Source organism: Desulfobaculum senezii, assembly GCF_054657395.1.
On sequence record NZ_BAAHYU010000002.1, the window covers coordinates 897754 to 913883 of the forward strand.

Below are 16130 nucleotides of genomic sequence, written 5' to 3' on the forward strand. Positions count from 1 at the left end.
GTGGTTGAAGGGTGTGTGTCGCGCGGCGTAGGCCCGGAGCGCGGGCGTTGGCCGCGTGTGGCGTTAGCCGTTGGTGGCGGACTGAGCCGGAGCGGACGGCGCCTGAGGCGCGGCGGCTTCGGATGCCTCGTTGGTGGTGGCCGGTGCGGCCTTGTCTACGACGGAGGCTTCCGGTGCGGCCGGGGCCGTGGGCAGGGCGCTCTGGTCGTCCTGCGCGGGCGTAGCCTCGCCAGCGGGCGCTGCGTTGGACTGTTCGTCCTGCGCTTCGTTTTCAGTGGCGGCGCTGGGGGCCTGTTTCGGAGCGGATTCCGGCGCGATGGTCGCAGGAAGCGTGACGGGGCGGACCGCGTCACCTTCGGGCGCAATGGCGTCGTCGGCAGGAGCCGGGGCGACGCCGGGCAGGGCGCTTGAGTCCGTGGCGTTAGGAATTGTGGCGTTCGGTGCCGTTGCGGGCAGGGTGTCGGCGGGAAGGATGTCTTCCTCGGCCGCGCCGCCCTTGGTGACGTCGGAGAGCCACTTCATGGCGCTTTTGAACATGCCGGTGCCTTCGTTGTCCTTTTTCACTTCACCTTCGGGCGTGTTCCAGGTTTCCCAGAACTCGGAGAAGGTGTCCGTGATGGCCGCCCACGTTTTGGCCAGCGCGCCGGGCGTGGCGTTTGCTTCCGCCGGTGCGGTGGTCAGGCCCGGACCTGTGGTTGCGGGCATGTCCATGGCGCCATCGTTGCCGCCAACGGTCACCGTGGCGCCGGGCGCATTGGATGCGGGGGCGCTGGTGGTGTTTCCTGCCGGGGCCGTCTGCTGCGGGGCAGGCGCTGGCGCGGCCTTGGGGGCCTCGGGCGCCGCTGGAGGCTGAACAGGTGCAGGCTGTACCGCAGGCGCGCTGGGCGCGGGTGCGGCCTTGGGCTGCGGCGTGGGAGCGGGCTGGGTGGCGTTCTGCTCCAGCACAGGAGTGGTTTCCGGAGCCGGGGCTTCGGCGGGTGCGCCGCCTTCGGGAGTGTTCACCAGCAGCACGTAGGGGCGGTCCACCACCCACTGCTCATGCACCACGCGCAGGTTGGCGGGGCGGTTGTCCCACGAGTCCCAGTAGCGCCGCTGCATGCCAAGGACGAATTTGTCCTCGGTGCGGGCCATTTCGGCAAGGCGCGGCAGGTCCTGCGTTTCAAGGATGTTGGTGCCACAGTAGTAGGTGTAGACACCGGAGTAGATTTTGTAGGCCGCGGGGGTGTAGCCGTCGGCGATGTACTCGCCCATCAGCTCGCCCTGTTCCTTGGGGCTCATCACGGCGTCCAGTTCGGGCACGGCAATGAAGGCCAACGGCTGCACCCAGATGGTCATCAGGATGCCAAGGGTCAGCAGGGCAGGGCGGATATCCCAGCGGGACACAAAGCGCCACAGCAGGGCCGCGATGATGATGTTGACCACCGCCAGCACGTAGATGCCCTTGAGGACGATGGGCCACTGGGTGAACAGGTTCGCCAGCGCAACGCCAACGCCCAGCACGGCAAACAGCCCGGCGACAAAAAGCACCAGCTTGCGCGTGCGCGCCGCGTCAAAGCCGAGAACGGTGCGCGCGGTGAGCAGAGCAAGGATGGGGAAGAGCGGCATCAGGTAGACGACAATCTTCGTGCTGAGGCAGGTCAGCAGAACAAAGCCGGAAATCAGCGCGCACCACAGGTAGCTGAGGCCAGAGCCCGTGGAACAGACATCAGCCTTGCGGGCGTACCACAGCTCCTTCCAGAAGGAGAGGGTAAACAGCCGTTTGAAGGGCAGCAGCACCACAACGAAGGTCCACGGCAAAAACGCGGCCGGGAACGTGGCAAAGTAGTGCCAGAAGGGCTGCTCGTGGTGCGAGGCGTCCACAGCGCGGCGGTAAATCTGCTTGTAGAAGATGTTTTCGACAAGGGCGTGTTCGCCGGAGAACCACGCGGCGGCAATCCACCCAATCAGGATGACCACAGCCGCGCCAAAGCCCACCAGCACGTCGCGGCGGACAAGGCGGCTCAGGCGGCCGCTCCATGCCAGATACACCACGGAGGCCAGCACCGGGAACACAAGCCCCAGCGGACCCTTGGTGAGGGTCGCCAAGGCGGCAAGCACAAAGCCCGCCACGGTCCAGCCCATGGCGCGCTCTTGCTGCCACGCGCGGAAGAGACAGATGTGCGAAAAGGTTATAAGTCCTGTAAACAGAAGGTCCATGCGCGAGTAATGCGTCAGGGCTACGAAGTAAAAGCAGGTGAGCAGGATAAGGCCTGCGGCCAGACCATTTTCCCTGCCGCCTTTCAGGACGAGATGGTTCATGCACAGCATGCCCACCAGCACCACCAGCGCGCTGGCGGCGGCGCCGGCAAAGAACAGCGCGGGCTTGGCCCCGCCAAAGATGGGCAAAAACGCCGTGAGGAACCAAAAGTAGACGGGAGGCTTATCCGGGTAGGGCACGCCGTTCAGGTACATGACAAGCCACTTGTGCGCGTCAATGACATGCTCAAAAACGTTGGCGTAGCGGATTTCATCCGAGAACCACAGGGCGCGGGTGTCCAAAGAGGGCAGGGTCTGCGCCGCGAGGATCAGGCCGAGTATCGCCAGTGGGAGCAGTGCGGACACGCTCCACAGTCGCGAGAGGAACTTATTCATGGGCTGTGGTTTCCTTTTTGAGTCCGAAAGCATAGATGGCCCAGGCCGTAAAGGCGCCGTACATCCAGCCGAAGAAGACATCGGACGGGTAGTGCTGCATCAGATAGATGCGTGTCAGGGCCATAAGCGCCAGAGCCATTCCGAGGGCCAGCGTCAGCCACGCCTTGCGCCGCCAAAAGGCCAGCGCCAGCGCCGATGTGGTAAAGTCGGCAGTGTGGCCGGAGGGCAGGGAGTGGTAATGCGGATTCAGCGTCAGCATGTGGAAGACGCTCTCGCCCGTCATGGGGCGCGGACGGCCCAGCACCATTTTGGTGATGTTGAGCAGAGCGAGGTTGATGAGCAGCTGAAAGGCCACATAGGTCAGGGCGAAGCGGGTGAGGTCGGTATTCTTGGTGCGCACCCCGTGAACGAGGATGCCAAGAAATGTGACGTAACACGCGGGGTTGCCCCAGTCGGTAATGACGTTTGCGGTGAGGCGCAGGGCCTCGTGAGTATTTTTGTGTATCCGTACGCTTTGCATCAGGGCATCTTCCCCGCCGAAGGCGTAGGGAAGCGCCGCCGCCAAAGCGAGTACCGGCAGTGAGCCGAGCACAAAATGCCAAAATGGGGTGTGTGTTCGCATGTGGCGCTTATAGGGCATGGAGATAGCCGTGGCAAGCACGGCGAGGCGTGGGCGCGATGTGCCCGCAGGAGGAGACGCCGCCGCCATGGCAGATTCTTGATGCAATGCCTTGAACGTTTTCCTATAGTGTGAACAGCACAGAACCCGGCGTGGTCTTATGGACGGCAACGCTGCGGAATGCTGAAGAGTATTTTGCGTTTGGAGATGAAGATGTACAGGTTTTTTACGACTCTCGCAATCGTCCTGCTGGCTGTAGGTCTGGTCTGGCAGCACCGTAGTGTGACCCGCCTTGCGGCGGAGCTTGCGGACTCGCAGTACAGAATGGAATCCCTGGAGCTTGAAGTCGCCAAGAAGCACGACATGGCCGACCTCTTTTATCGCTTCATTGTGAATAACCACAAGAGCATTCAGGAGCTTCGGCGTTCACGGCTTTTGACGGTGACGGCCTATAGCCCGCGCATTGGCGAAACTGACGACAGCCCCAATTACACCGCCACCAACCGCCGGGTGCGGCACGGCATCGTTGCCGTCTCGCGCGATTTGTTCAAGGCGGGGTGGGTGTTTGGCAAGAAGGTCTACATTAAGAACTATGGCGTGTTCACCATTGACGACTTGATGGCCAAGCACAAGCGCAATCAGATCGATATTTTTATGTTCGACACCGACGCCGCCCTGCAGTTTGGCAAGAAGCGGCTGGAGGTGCACCTTATTGATCTTTAACGCCGAGGGCGCGCTTGAGCCCGTCGAAATACTCATACTGCTTGATGCGCTCGCCAATCCAGATGCCGATGATGACGCCTGCGGTGTTGGCCAGCATGTCGGACCATGAGGTGTAGCGCCCCGGCACAAAGTGTTGGCCCACCTCAAGAGCCGCGCCCAGCAGCACCATGCTCCACGCGGCGGTGATGGCAGGCCCGCGCGTCTTGAACGCGCGCAGGGCCAAAAGCGCCAACCAGCCGTAGGCAAGGGCATGCTCCACAAGGTCGATGTGGTCAAGGTCGATGGGGCGCGGGGGCGTCGGCATAAGGGAGAGCCAGCACACGCCGACGACGGATGCGGCCCACAAACAGAGCATCGGTACCGAATACTTTTGGGACATTGGCTTTTGTGGGGTTGAAGGTGAAGGATGTCGCTTGGGTATACATTGTGCCCCTGTCCCTTGCAAGAGGCGTCCAAAAAAACGCCCGGCACCAGTGGTGCCGGGCGTTTTGTCGTGCTTGAGGGCCGGGGCGGCGCGCCTTGGGGCGCGCTTTGGCTGCGCGGGACGCGTTAGGCCGCGCTGGTTTTGGCCTGCGCGCCAAGGATGGAGTCCATCAGGGCTACCTTGTCCAGCACGCGGCCGGTGATGTCCTTAAACCGCCGCATGTCCGCCGGAACGGGATGCTGGGTAAACCGCGCCATGCCCGCCATGTCCATGACCTCGTTGTAGAGGTAGGGCAGATAGAGCGGGTCTTGGCGCAGGAAGTAGACGAGGCTTTGCAGCTGCTCCAAAATGGCGCTCTTGTTGCGTGTTGGCTTTTTGTAGAGTTTTTCCAGCCGTTTTGTTGCCGCCTTGAGGGAGGTGCGCCACGTTTCGAACCGGCGTTCGAACACCGGACGCGGCAGGCTGCCGCGCGCCGCCGCAATGCAGGCGCTGATGCGCCCGTGGGTGGTGGGTAGGTCCGTCAGCAGGGTTGCGGCTTCGTCAATGGTGACGCGGCGTGTTCCGGCGATGGGCAGGCCGCCGCCGTAGATGTTGGCGACATTCAGCCCGAGGCGGGCGATGTCGCGCTCCATGTCGCGCTTGGACGTCAGGTAGGACATGGTGGAGTAAATGGTGTTGCCGTCCGCGTCCTTTTCCTTGATGTGCCGCTTGGGGTCAAAAACGCGTGTTGGGCGCGCGGCGTGGTGGCCTGCGGCATGGCTGCGCTCGGCGCTCCACGCGTAGTCCTGCCCGGCCAGCACAAAGTCCTTCACCCCGCACCAGGACAAAAAGCGCAGCAGTGCGACGTTGACGTTGCCGCCCGCATCAAAGACGGGTTCGGTCTTGTTGAGCACAAACGTCGCCAGCCCGCCCACGGTCCACAGGGGCAGCGTGGGGCCGGGGTAGCGCTCCACCACATCTGGGCGCACCTTGGTGGAGTAGATGAGCGGAATGTCCGCCGCCCAGTCCATATCCAGCTTGTTGAAGATTTTGAGCATGCCGCCGCTGTAGTCGATGGCCAGGCACAGGTGCGGCGTGATGCCTGCGGCCTGCAGGGCGGGCAGTGTCTGCATGGAGGTGACGATGAGGGCGTCCGTCTCCATGGCCGCAATGCGCGGCCCAACCTCATTAAGCGATGGCCCCGCGCCAACCATCAGCGCGGTTACGCCGTTCCCTTTGCCCTCAAGGGAGCGCAGGGTGCCGTCGTGGAACGAGCGGGCGAAGTTGTGCAGTTCGTTGCCGACCATGTCCTCCTGCCGTCGCCGCAGGGTGTTGAGTTGCACGGTAATGCCTTCCAACATGTGTTTGATGATGTCGGTCCAGCGGGCGTATTCCGGCCCAAGCTGTCTGCTTGGGAAGTCGGAGTGCATTTTCACCGCGCCATGGGTGAATTGCAGGCTGAGTTGCCCAAGGTGATGGGAGATAAGCTTTTCGTCCGGCGGCAGGAAGGTCACTTGTCCGGAGGCAATCACCTGCGAATAGTCCGTCAGCGCAAGGCACGCGCCAAGCACTTCGCGCCGTGGTTCCATCACCAGCACGGGATGCGTTGTGGGGGCGGACTGCAGAATCGTGAGCAGGCCGTAGCCGATATTGGTGCCGACGAGGATGGAGGCGTTTTTGTGCGGCGCGTCGCCAAGGTCCAACGCGCCGTAACAGGCGGAAGGCGACAGGGCGTCGAACAGCGTGCCCCCGTCGCCGTTTGGCAGGTCCACAACGCCATGGCGGTTTGGCCCCACCTTGCCCGCAAGGGCGAGGTAGGCGTCGCCTTCCTCCAAAAGCCACGGCAATACGGGCGAATTCGCCTGCTTCAGCGCGGCGATATTGGTGTCGAGATACCGGTAGAGTTCCATGCACCCTCCTCGTCCGGTGTGGTTTGTGTGTTTGGTGGCGCAATATACCGGCAGAACCATTGCAAAGACTCTGCCACCACCAGCAGGGGCGGCGGCGGAGCGGCGGGCAGATTAAGGACGGACCGCAAAAAGCACCGGATGGCTGGGGCTTTTGACGGGGATGGGCGAAGGGCAGGGGCGCAGAGGCAGTGGGCGCGGGGATGAGGGCAGCGCGGGCGCGTCAAACTCTTGGCGTATGCCGGGCGTCCAAAAAGCCCCTGCCCGCGGAGTGCAGGCAGGGGCGTGGAATCGTAAGGCGGAGAAAGGGGCTAGCGCTTGCGCGATTTGCCCACGGCGAACTTTTTGGGGTCCAGCCGGTATTTCTTCACCTTGTAGTTGATGATGCGGTAGCTGGCCTTCAGGTCGCGGGCGGCCTGAAGCATGTTGCCGCGCGCCTTTTTGAGGGCGTCCACCAAGAGTTCCTGCTCGAAGCGCGAAACCGCCTCGCCAAAGGACAGGCTGGTGTCCGTGGCCGAGGACTCGGCGGTCTGCAGGCTGGGCGGCAGGTGGTAGGTGCGGATGACCTCTTCATCGCAGATGAGGACTGCGCGCTCCATGCAGTTGGCCAGTTCGCGCACGTTTCCGGGCCAGTGGTACTGCTGCAGCAGGTCGATGGCCGGGGTGGAAATGCGTTTGACGTCCTTGCTGTACTCCTCGGAGTAGTGCTGCATGAAGTGCTCGGACAGGGGCAGAATGTCCATGCGGCGCTCGCGCAGGGGCGGAATGAAGATGGGGAAGACGTTGATGCGGTAGAACAGGTCTTCGCGCAGGGTGCCTTCCTCCAGCATCTTTTCCAGCGGACGGTTGGTGGCGGTGATGAGCCGCGCATCCACACGGATGGTCTGCTCACTGCCTATGCGCTGGATTTCGCGCTCCTGAATGGCGCGCAGCACTTTGGCCTGCGCCTCAAGCGACAGCTCGCCAATCTCGTCAAGGAACAGGGTGCCGCCGTCGGCAAGCTCGAACAGGCCCTTCTTGTTGCTCACCGCGCCGGTGAACGCGCCCTTCATGTGGCCGAACAGTTCGGACTCCACAAGTTCGGCGGGCAGGGCCGCGCAGTTGAGCTTGATAAGGGGCTTGGTCTTGCGCGGGCTGACGCCGTGGATGGCCTCGGCCAGCAGTTCCTTGCCGGTGCCGGATTCGCCGCGCAGCAGCACTGTGGCGCGGCTGGGGCCAACCTGCGAAACCTGCTGGAGCACCATACGCATGGGCTTGGATGCCGCCACGATGTTGGGGTGGCCAATGGCATCGTCGCCGCCTTGCTGCGCCGGGGGCATACCCTGCGACATCAGGTGGCGCTGCATGGCCATTTCTTCCTGAATGTTGGCGACTTCCTTGGCAACAAGGGAGGCGACCACCTGCAGGAACTTCGTGTCGGTTTGCAGGTCTTCGGGGTCCCCGGCGGGGACGTCCACAGACAGGGTGCCCAGAATCTCGGTGTGCTCGTCCGCATCCAGATGCCGCACGGGAACGCTGATGAAGCCAAGGTGCTCCATCTCTTCCTTGGTGCGGCCAAAGGCGAGGTTCAGAAAGGACGGATGGTCCTTCTGAATGGGAACGATGACCGGCTCGCCGGTGTTCATGACCTGTCCTGTCACGCCCTGTCCGGGCTGGTAGGACACCTCGGAATACCTCTGGGAACCGACGGTGATGCTCAGCTTAAGAGAGTTCGTCTCCGGGTCGAAGATGGTAAGAAGGGCGCGCTTGTAGCCGTGGTTCTCGCACAGGGTGCGCAGCAGCGCCTTGAGTCCGGATTGGACTACACCCTGTGGACCAAGACCCTCCACGATATTGATCAGCGTGTCGAAATACGCGGCCTGCCGCTCCGGCGTGATAGCTTGACGTGTCATCGTTTCGTTGTGTTGTGCGGGGAGCTAGTGCGGCTCCCCGCATTTAATGGTTATGAGACGGCCTGAACCCCAAGGTCGATGGCTTTAAGGTTCATGTCGACGATTTTTGCTTTCAGCCGTGCTTTCACGGCGTTTGCCAGGTCTTCGGGCGTCAGGGGCAGTGCGCCGCTGGCGCAAGCCGCGCCAAGCAGGGCAAGGTTGCCGCACTGGAGTGCGCCCGCTTTCAGCCCAAGGGTGCGGCAGGGCAGAAAATGCGCCTGCGCCGCACAGCTTGTGGCCCGCTCCCGGATGGAACCGAGGTCGGGGTAGCTTTCGCGGCCCATGGTCACGCCAATGGGCATGATGGGCTCTTCATTGGAGATGATGGTGCCACCCTCGGGGACGAGGTAGGGCAGGGCGCGCAGGGTCTCCAGCGGCTCAAAGCCGAGGAGGACGTGCGCCTCGCCGTGGCTGATGCGCGGGCTGCGGTAGCCGCCCAGCAGCAGGGTGGATTCCACCACGCCGCCGCGCTGCGCCATGCCGTGCACTTCGCCCGCCGTAACGGGGATGTTCTTGTCCATGGCGGCCTGTGCCAAAATGATGGTCGCGGTGAGGGTGCCCTGACCGCCGACTCCGGTGAGGAAGACTCGTGTCTTGGTCATGGCTAGCTCCTTTTCCGTGCCTTGATGTCGGAACAGACCTGCAGGCAGAACATGCATCCCGCACACTGCTGTTCGTCAATGGAAACCCCGCTCTCATCCTGACGGAAGGCGGGACAGGCAAGGTCGGTCAGGCACTTGGCCACGGCCTCGGTCTGCTTGGTCACATAGGCCGCGTTGGGACGCGACTTGCGCAGGGTGCGCTTGGCAAACAGCACGCAAGGCTCTTCGGCGATGAGGACGCGCACGCCCTTCATGCCTTTCAGTTCCTCAATGGTGCTGCTGGTCTTTTTGAAATTGTAGGGAGACACGCGGCGGATGTGCTGGACGCCGCATCCGCGCACGATGGCCTCGATGTCCACCTGCGAGGGGTTTTCGCCGTGTACGGTAACCTCCACGCCGGGGTTGGGCTGGTGCCCGGTCATGGCGGTGGTGCGGTTGTCCAGGATGACGATGAGCACGTCGCGCTGGTTGTACACCGCGTTCACCAGCCCGGTAATGCCGGAGTGGAAGAACGTGGAGTCGCCGATAAAGGCCACAACCGGCTTGTCCTGCGCCGCGGCAAAGCCGCTGCCCGCGCTGACGGACGAGCCCATACAGAGCAGGAAGTCCGCGGCGGAAAGGGGCGGCAAAATGCCAAGGGTGTAGCAGCCGATGTCCGAGGAGTACACCGCGTCATCGCCAAAGGCCTGACGCACGGTGTAGTACAGCGCGCGGTGCGAGCAGCCCGCGCACAGGTTCGGCGGGCGCATGGGCAGCTGTTCGGGCGCGGGGGACTCGGTGTTGGTGTCCGTGTCGCCAAGGAAGGCCGCAACGGCGGAGCGCACGATACGGGTGCAGTATTCGCCCTGACGGGACAGGTGCGTGCCCTTGCCGGAAATCTCCACGCTGATGCCGTGTTTCTGGGCGAGGGTGCGCAGGGCGTCTTCCACCAGCGGCTCGCCTTCCTCCACCACGAGGACGCGGTCCACGGAGCGCAGGAAGTCGGTAAGCATGGTTTCGGGCAGGGGATAGGTGAGGCCAAGGCGCAGCACCTTGCACGCGCCGTCGAACTGGTCTTCGGCCAGTACGTCGTCCACGTAGGCGCGCGCCATGCCGGAGGCCACAACGCCAACGGAGGCATCGCCGGAAACGCTGTTCCATGGCGAGGCTTCCACGTCTTTGCGGATGGCGTCCAGATTCTCCAGCAAAACGCCGTGACGCACACGCGACACGGCGGGAACGGGAACGAAGCGTCCCGGATTCTTTGTGAACTCGGGGCCGTGGATGGCGCCCGGACGCGGGCCAAAGTCCACAGGGCCGCGAACATGCGCCACACGGGTGGTGGTGCGCAGCATCACGGGTTGTTCGTGCTTGCGGGACAGTTCAAAGGCGTCGCGCGTCATGTCTTTGGCTTCCTGCGCAGAGCAGGGCTCGAAGACGGGCATCCCGGCAAGGCGGGCGTAGTAGCGGTTGTCCTGCTCGTTCTGGCTGGAGTGACAGCCTGGATCGTCCGCCGACAGCAGAACAAGGCCGCCGGGAGTGCCGATGTAGGCCAGCGTCATCAGCGGGTCCGCCGCGACGTTGACGCCCACGTGCTTCATGGTCACAAGGGTCGGCGCGCCGGCAAGGGCTGCGCCGCCGCCGACTTCCAGAGCCACTTTTTCGTTAACGGAGTACTCGAAGGTGAAATCCCCGTCCGGGGCCAGCCGGTAGAAGGTATCCGGCACCTCGGAGGACGGCGTGCCCGGGTAGCAGCTGACGAAAGCGACACCTGCTTCAAGGGCGCCGCGCACGATGGCTTCGTTGCCCAAGAGCAGATGCCGCTGTCCGCCGTCCGAATTCAGAAGCGGATGAGACATGTTACAGATTCTCCCTATGCATAGTGTATCGAAAAAACCTTCGGGGTGTTGCGGACCCTTAGGAGTTTGTGGACAGTGCGGCCTTCAGCTCGGCAACTTTGCCTTCGATGAAGCCCTTGTTGCGGGGGGACGCCTCGGCGAGTAGTTCCTCGTAAGCGGCAAGGGCGGACTTGAGGTCGCCGATGCTTTCGGAGAGGCTGGCCTTCTCGCGCAGGATGATGGAGACAAAGGACTCGGGAGCCGTCGCCTTTGCGCCGTCCAAAATGGCGATGGCGTCTTCGGTGCGGTCCAGCTTGGTCAGCTCGTTGGCCTGCGCGATGGCGGCGACGGTGGACAGGCCATTGCCTGCCTTGGCAATCTTGCCAAGCTCTTCGGCGGCGCGCTCATGCTGGCCGGATTCGGACAGTGCGCCAGCCAGTTCCAGGCGGATGCCGGTGTGCATGCCCTCGGGGGCGGTGCTTTCAAAGTTCACCAGCGCTTCAACGCGCTCGGCAGCGGGCTGGGCGATGATGGATGCCAGCTGTGCTTCGGCCTCGGCGCGCTTTCCTTCCTGCACGTGCTTGTAGATGGCGGTGCCACCCACGGCGAGGATGAGGACCGCGATGCCGGCAAGGATGAACCGGATGTTATCGACGATGGCTTGAAGTACGGGATGCAGCGCCTCAGGGGCATTTTCAAGAAGTTCTTCGGCAGTTGCGCCCTGCGGTGTGCTTGGTGCGTTGTCCGTCATTGTGGTCTATCCTCCATTACGTACGTATTGACTTGCTTGCTGGATTTCGCAAAAAAACAAAGCGACCCCGATTAAAGGGACTGTATTTTTACTGATGGTTTACAGAAATGTCAAAAGAAGTCTACTGGGTTTTGCGTCATTTTTGTTGTACCCCTTTTTGATTGGATTTCAAGGAGTTTTCACGACTTACGCTCGGCAGCGCCACGAGGGTGCGTTTTTTGACCCGAAGCCTGACCGTGTTGCCGCTGCCTGCGGCTCAAGGAGATGCATATGGGAACCAGTGAACTGATGGAAGGCCTCGGACGCAGCGCCAAGCAGGCCGCCCGCCGTATGGCTGTGGCGTCCGCCGCAGACAAGGTGGCCGTGCTTGAGCGCCTTGCCGCCCTGCTTGAACAGGAAGGCGACGCCATTGCCGCCGCCAACGGCAAGGACCTTGCCGCCGCCGAGGCCGCGGGCATGGATGCCCCGCGTATGGACCGCCTGCGTCTGACGCCGCAGGTCATCGCCACCATGGCCGAGGCCTGCCGCATTGTTGCCGCGCAAAATGACCCGGTGGGCGAAATTGAGCGCATGTGGCAGCGCCCCAACGGCTTGCAGGTGGGCAAGATGCGCATCCCCCTCGGGGTTGTGGCCATGATTTTCGAGTCCCGTCCCAACGTCACTGTGGATTCCGCCATTCTCTGCCTGAAGGCAGGCAACGCCGCCATTCTGCGCGGCGGCAAGGAAGCCTACCACTCCAATCAGTTTCTGGCGTCCCTCATCCACCGGGCGCTGGAGGAGCGCGGCTTGCCCGCCGAAGCCGTGCAGGTTGTCCCCACCACGGACCGTGAGGCCGTCACCGCCCTGTGCAAGCTGGACGAGTATGTGGACGTTATCATCCCGCGCGGCGGCGAGGGCCTTATCCGCGCTGTTGTGGCCGAAGCCACCATGCCCGTGCTGAAGCACTACAAGGGCGTGTGCCACGCCTACGTGGACAGCGGGGCCGATGTGGACCGCGCCGTGAAGGTCATCCACAACGCCAAAGTCTCCCGCCCCGGCGTTTGCAACGCCCTTGAGTGCGTTCTGGTGCATGCTTCCATGGCTGAGGCCGTTTTGCCCCGCATTGGGCAGCGTCTTGCGGCCGATGGTGTGCATTTCCGCGCCTGTCCGCGCGCGTTGCCGCTTCTTGGGTCCATGGCCGTTCCGGCCGCAGACGATGACTGGGGGCAGGAATTCCACGCCCTTGTTCTTGCCGTGAAGGTCGTCGATTCCATGGACGAGGCGCTGGACCACATTGCCGCGCACGGCTCCAACCACACCGAAATCATTCTGACGCAGGATCACGACCGCGCCATGCGCTTTCTGCGCGAGGCCGATGCGTCTATGGTGGCGGTCAACGCCTCCAGCCGCTTTAACGATGGCGGCGAGCTTGGCCTTGGCGCGGAAATCGGCATCAGCACCTCAAAGCTGCATTCCTACGGCCCCATGGGCGTGACGGAGCTTACCAGTTCCAAGTATGTCGTGCTGGGCGCAGGGCAGGTGAGGGAATAGATGGCCTGTGTCGGACTGCTGGGCGGGTGTTTCAACCCCATCCACAACGGGCACGTGCGTCTTGCTCTGGAGATGCTGGAACAGCTGGGGCTGGACCGCGTGGAACTCATGCCCGCCGCCGTGCCGCCCCACAAGCCCGGCGAAGGCATGCTGAGCTTTGCCCGGCGTGTCGAGATGGTGCGCGCCGCCGTAGACGGCATTGATGGGCTGGGCGTCAACTGTATAGAAGCCAAGCGCCCCGGCCCGTCCTACACCGTGGATACGCTGCATCTGTTGCGCGACATGCGCCCTGAGGATGATTTTTGGTTCATTCTCGGCGCCAGCGACTTGCGCGTGCTGCCCAACTGGGAGCGCGGGATGGAGATTCCGGCGCTGGCGCATTTGGCTGTCTCCAACCGTGTGGAGGACGACCTAGAGGACGTCCGCGCCTTTGTGGGCAGCGCGTGGCCGGACGCCATTGAGGACGCCACTGGCGCGTGGCGGTTTGCCGGGGGGCGGACCTTGTCCTTTGCCAACGTGCCACGGTTGGACATCAGTTCGTCGCAGGTTCGCGAAAAGTGGTGCGCCGGCCGCTGCGTGCGCGCTCTTGTGCCGGATGGCGTGGAGCAGCTGATGCGGACGCATGCCGGGGAGTTGAGCGGTGTGTGGGGGTGCGGGTAGGTTGGGCGTGGAGGTGTTGGGGCTGGGCGTGGAGGTGTTGCGCCATGGTTCAATACCTCCGGTGGCTTAAGGATTTCATCCTTAAGAATCCTTTATTGGGGGGATGGGTTTGGGGTGCAATGTTTTGTGCGCCCGGAGTCGTGAGGCTCCGGGCGTTTTTTATTGCGTTTGGGTTAGGTGACGTCGGTGTCCGGGAGGTCGGCGTCGGTGAGAGTGGGGGCCATGTCGTGGTCTGCCGGGTCTGGGAGCAGGGTGGCGTCGTATGATGTAGGTGCGTCGAAGAGAGGGAACGCGTCGGATTCGGTGTCTGTGAGCGCGCTGAGAGGGGAGTCGGCGAGGGATGTGGCGTTGTCGTGGTCGACAATGGGGCTGGGTTCGGTTGGTTCCGCCATGGCATAAGTAAAGGGCTCTGGTGTGGGGATATTGTGATGCGTGTCGCCTGTTTCGGGGCCGAAGGGGGCCTTAGTGTCTGCAGGAGCGAGTGACGAGAGGGGGGTGTCTGTGGGGGCGTGGTCTGGAGTGGTTTCCTCGGGTGCGGCGGCGTCCTCCAGGTCGTTGATGGCATCCAGCAGGTCCTGTGTGGTGAGAGTGTCATCATCGGTGGAGCCTTCAAGGGCAAGGCGGGAAGCGAGGTCGTCCGGCAGGGGCGCTTCGTTGTGGAACAGGGCGCTTTCGTCCGGCGTGTAGGGGCGAAGTGGAGAAATGTCGCCGCCCGGTGTGATGGTGCGCGCCAGTCCCGGGTCCAGCAGGTGCGCCTGCGCAGTGGGCGTGGTGATGGCGGCAGGGATTTCCGCCGGAGCAAAGCAGCCCACAAAGGTGTCCGCGCCACCTGCGGCAATGTCCACACCGCCTTCGTGCAGCGAAATATCGGCCTCCGGGAGCACAATATGAAGGTGCTGAGCCGAAGAATCTTCGGTTTTTTCTACGAGAGCCCTATAGACTCCTGCCGCAATGGCGATAGTGAGAGGGGACGAGGCGACGACATCGCCCTGCGCTGCGGTGAAAATCGACGCGGCACTGTTTTGCGCCTGGAGGAGGGTCGCGGCATTGTCAAATGTGACGCACAGTGTGCTGTCGTCTTCTGTGATAAGCGTTTCCTGTGGGTAAACTGGTGATCCTGTGGAGAGAAAACGGAGACCAGTTTCAGATGTGGCATAGGTGCTGCCCGTGGCGTGGATGACTTCTCCTAGTGCTTCCATAGTCTTGCTCCATGTTCCGCAGTGGCTGTAGATGGCCTAGAGTATGCATAATGTCGCAGCCAAGGGCAATGCATTGTGAAGAAAAACAGACCAAAGTCCCACATTCTGTAATCTCCAAAATGTGGAGAAGAAATTTGGGGCTTGGTGCGTCGGCATTTTTACGGGTGGCACGTTGTGGGCGTGCTGTGCATGGCGCATGGCGCGCTGCGGCGTTGTGCCGGGACGTGGCGCGGCCTGAAAACGGGGCGGAAAAATGCCGCCCCAGCACCCCTTTGCGGCAAAAAGCGTGGCCGAACGGTTGTTTGCCGCAAAAATATTGTATATCAGACGGCTGGGCTCAATATGGGACAAATGCGTCGAAAACCAAGGGAGGCCAGAACCTTCGCGGCGCAAACCCGTGCCTCAGCCTTGAATAGTTTTACCGGATGTGCAATTCATGAATAAGCTGGAAACGCTCTCCGCGCGGGGAATTTCCGGTGGCGGGAGATGCCATGTTTGATACTCCAGACAAAAGGGTGCGTGAGGACTTTGCACGCGCCAAAAGTGCACTGCATAAGGGCAACATCGCGAAGGCGTTGCTCCATGCGGCCTCTGGAGTGCGGCAAATGATGTCCCGTAAAATATTCGGGCGTGCCCGGTTCGAGGTGGAGGTTCACCTGCAGGAATTCCTTAAGGACTTCAACCGGCATCCCGAGGTTAAGGCCTTTATGCGGTCCAAGGGTGTGAAGGCCGGGCCGTATGTTACCTTCCGCCGGGGGACGGAGCGGCAGATTTTCGCCTTTTTCGTCAAGACCCTTGAGGTGCTGGAGGCAAAGGAAAAGGAAGCCGAGGAGGACGCCGAGGTCAAGCGCGCCCAGCGCAAGAAGCTCCTCTTTGCCAAGGCGCAGCAGGCCTTCAACAAAAAGGAATTCCCCAAGGGCAAAAGCCTCCTCCGTCACGCCATTGAGGAGTTTGGCCGTGAGGAAGGCGTCCTGCGTGAAGCCGGGGCGCGGATGCTCAAGGCCGGGCTGTATTTTGAGGCCGGAGAGGTGCTGGAAAAGGCGCTGCTGCTCAATCCGCGTGACAGCAAGGCCCTTGCCTACGCCGTGCAGGCCTACAAGAATGCCCGCGAATATCCCAAGATGGAAAAGATGTACCGCTACGCCCTGCGGACTTTTGGGTCACACCCCAAGACTCTGCTGCACATGGCGGAGATGTACATTGAGTGGCGCAAGTACGACGAAGCCTACGACTACGCCAAACAGGCCTACGACGCCGACAAAAGCCTCGCCAAGGCCAAAAAGATTGTGGAACTGACAGAGAAGCGCATTTTCCGCTAGCGCTGTGCTGGCACCATATGCCGTCACGCGAAGGGCCG

Annotated in this window: 13 protein-coding genes; 4 read left to right on the plus strand and 9 right to left on the minus strand. The window is 62.4% G+C overall.

What is annotated here, in order from left to right:
* Window positions 1-63: 63 nt before the first annotated feature.
* Together ACYQ2T_RS04780 and ACYQ2T_RS04785 are read right to left on the minus strand one after the other, a co-directional pair.
* Complete coding sequence (locus ACYQ2T_RS04780) at window positions 64-2631, minus strand: ArnT family glycosyltransferase (RefSeq protein WP_459898876.1); 2568 nt, start codon at window positions 2629-2631, stop codon at window positions 64-66.
* Window positions 2624-3253 (minus strand): phosphatase PAP2 family protein, encoded by a 630-nt coding sequence (locus tag ACYQ2T_RS04785; RefSeq protein ID WP_404844303.1) that lies wholly within the window; start codon window positions 3251-3253, stop codon window positions 2624-2626. The genes ACYQ2T_RS04780 and ACYQ2T_RS04785 overlap by 8 nt, the downstream gene beginning before the upstream one ends.
* Window positions 3254-3463: 210 nt before the next feature.
* Here ACYQ2T_RS04785 and ACYQ2T_RS04790 point away from each other — a divergent pair, with 210 nt between their 5' ends.
* Window positions 3464-3973, plus strand: coding sequence for a 3D domain-containing protein (locus ACYQ2T_RS04790; protein WP_404844304.1), 510 nt, complete (start codon window positions 3464-3466; stop codon window positions 3971-3973).
* Here ACYQ2T_RS04790 and ACYQ2T_RS04795 read toward each other — a convergent pair.
* From ACYQ2T_RS04795 to ACYQ2T_RS04820, 6 genes are all read right to left on the minus strand, one after another.
* Entirely contained in the window at window positions 3960-4328 is a 369-nt protein-coding gene (locus tag ACYQ2T_RS04795; RefSeq protein WP_459898879.1) for a VanZ family protein, read from the minus strand. The genes ACYQ2T_RS04790 and ACYQ2T_RS04795 overlap by 14 nt on opposite strands.
* 194 nt (window positions 4329-4522) lie before the next feature.
* A complete protein-coding gene (locus ACYQ2T_RS04800; RefSeq protein ID WP_459898881.1) occupies window positions 4523-6286 on the minus strand; it encodes a motility associated factor glycosyltransferase family protein in 1764 nt (587 codons plus the stop codon).
* Window positions 6287-6594: 308 nt separating this feature from the next.
* A complete protein-coding gene (locus tag ACYQ2T_RS04805; RefSeq protein WP_404844307.1) occupies window positions 6595-8175 on the minus strand; it encodes a sigma-54-dependent Fis family transcriptional regulator in 1581 nt (526 codons plus the stop codon).
* A gap of 50 nt (window positions 8176-8225) precedes the next feature.
* The gene (locus ACYQ2T_RS04810; protein WP_459898883.1) at window positions 8226-8816 is read right to left on the minus strand and encodes an indolepyruvate oxidoreductase subunit beta; all 591 of its coding nucleotides are present in this window, start codon (window positions 8814-8816) and stop codon (window positions 8226-8228) included.
* A gap of 2 nt (window positions 8817-8818) precedes the next feature.
* Window positions 8819-10654: an indolepyruvate ferredoxin oxidoreductase subunit alpha gene (iorA, locus tag ACYQ2T_RS04815; protein WP_459898885.1), complete on the minus strand. Its 1836-nt coding sequence runs from the start codon at window positions 10652-10654 to the stop codon at window positions 8819-8821.
* Between the two features lie 58 nt (window positions 10655-10712).
* Window positions 10713-11384 (minus strand): tetratricopeptide repeat protein, encoded by a 672-nt coding sequence (locus ACYQ2T_RS04820; protein ID WP_459898887.1) that lies wholly within the window; start codon window positions 11382-11384, stop codon window positions 10713-10715.
* Window positions 11385-11654: 270 nt separating this feature from the next.
* On the opposite strand from ACYQ2T_RS04820, the gene ACYQ2T_RS04825 reads away from it, so the two are divergent.
* Both ACYQ2T_RS04825 and nadD read left to right on the plus strand, forming a co-directional pair.
* Complete coding sequence (locus ACYQ2T_RS04825; protein ID WP_459898889.1) at window positions 11655-12914, plus strand: glutamate-5-semialdehyde dehydrogenase; 1260 nt, start codon at window positions 11655-11657, stop codon at window positions 12912-12914.
* Window positions 12915-13574 carry a nicotinate (nicotinamide) nucleotide adenylyltransferase gene (gene nadD / locus ACYQ2T_RS04830; protein WP_459898891.1) on the plus strand — a complete coding sequence of 220 codons (660 nt, stop codon included), beginning with the start codon at window positions 12915-12917 and terminating at the stop codon, window positions 13572-13574. It abuts the gene before it with no gap.
* Window positions 13575-13747: 173 nt separating this feature from the next.
* Here nadD and ACYQ2T_RS04835 read toward each other — a convergent pair whose 3' ends face one another.
* Complete coding sequence (locus ACYQ2T_RS04835; RefSeq protein ID WP_459898893.1) at window positions 13748-14773, minus strand: hypothetical protein; 1026 nt, start codon at window positions 14771-14773, stop codon at window positions 13748-13750.
* Window positions 14774-15264: 491 nt separating this feature from the next.
* Between ACYQ2T_RS04835 and ACYQ2T_RS04840 the strand changes: the two genes are divergently transcribed.
* Window positions 15265-16092 (plus strand): tetratricopeptide repeat protein, encoded by an 828-nt coding sequence (locus ACYQ2T_RS04840; RefSeq protein ID WP_459898894.1) that lies wholly within the window; start codon window positions 15265-15267, stop codon window positions 16090-16092.
* Window positions 16093-16130 lie beyond the last annotated feature (38 nt).

Excerpts from the sequence above, each read along its gene's own strand:
- ACYQ2T_RS04780 (WP_459898876.1), bottom strand. The coding sequence starts at position 2,631 with ATGAATAAGTTCCTCTCGCGACTGTGGAGCGTGTCCGCACTGCTCCCA.
- ACYQ2T_RS04785 (WP_404844303.1), bottom strand. The coding sequence starts at position 3,253 with ATGCGAACACACACCCCATTTTGGCATTTTGTGCTCGGCTCACTGCCG.
- ACYQ2T_RS04790 (WP_404844304.1), top strand. The coding sequence starts at position 3,464 with ATGTACAGGTTTTTTACGACTCTCGCAATCGTCCTGCTGGCTGTAGGT.
- ACYQ2T_RS04795 (WP_459898879.1), bottom strand. The coding sequence starts at position 4,328 with ATGCTCTGTTTGTGGGCCGCATCCGTCGTCGGCGTGTGCTGGCTCTCC.
- ACYQ2T_RS04800 (WP_459898881.1), bottom strand. The coding sequence starts at position 6,286 with ATGGAACTCTACCGGTATCTCGACACCAATATCGCCGCGCTGAAGCAG.
- ACYQ2T_RS04805 (WP_404844307.1), bottom strand. The coding sequence starts at position 8,175 with ATGACACGTCAAGCTATCACGCCGGAGCGGCAGGCCGCGTATTTCGAC.
- ACYQ2T_RS04810 (WP_459898883.1), bottom strand. The coding sequence starts at position 8,816 with ATGACCAAGACACGAGTCTTCCTCACCGGAGTCGGCGGTCAGGGCACC.
- iorA (WP_459898885.1), bottom strand. The coding sequence starts at position 10,654 with ATGTCTCATCCGCTTCTGAATTCGGACGGCGGACAGCGGCATCTGCTC.
- ACYQ2T_RS04820 (WP_459898887.1), bottom strand. The coding sequence starts at position 11,384 with ATGACGGACAACGCACCAAGCACACCGCAGGGCGCAACTGCCGAAGAA.
- ACYQ2T_RS04825 (WP_459898889.1), top strand. The coding sequence starts at position 11,655 with ATGGGAACCAGTGAACTGATGGAAGGCCTCGGACGCAGCGCCAAGCAG.
- nadD (WP_459898891.1), top strand. The coding sequence starts at position 12,915 with ATGGCCTGTGTCGGACTGCTGGGCGGGTGTTTCAACCCCATCCACAAC.
- ACYQ2T_RS04835 (WP_459898893.1), bottom strand. The coding sequence starts at position 14,773 with ATGGAAGCACTAGGAGAAGTCATCCACGCCACGGGCAGCACCTATGCC.
- ACYQ2T_RS04840 (WP_459898894.1), top strand. The coding sequence starts at position 15,265 with ATGTTTGATACTCCAGACAAAAGGGTGCGTGAGGACTTTGCACGCGCC.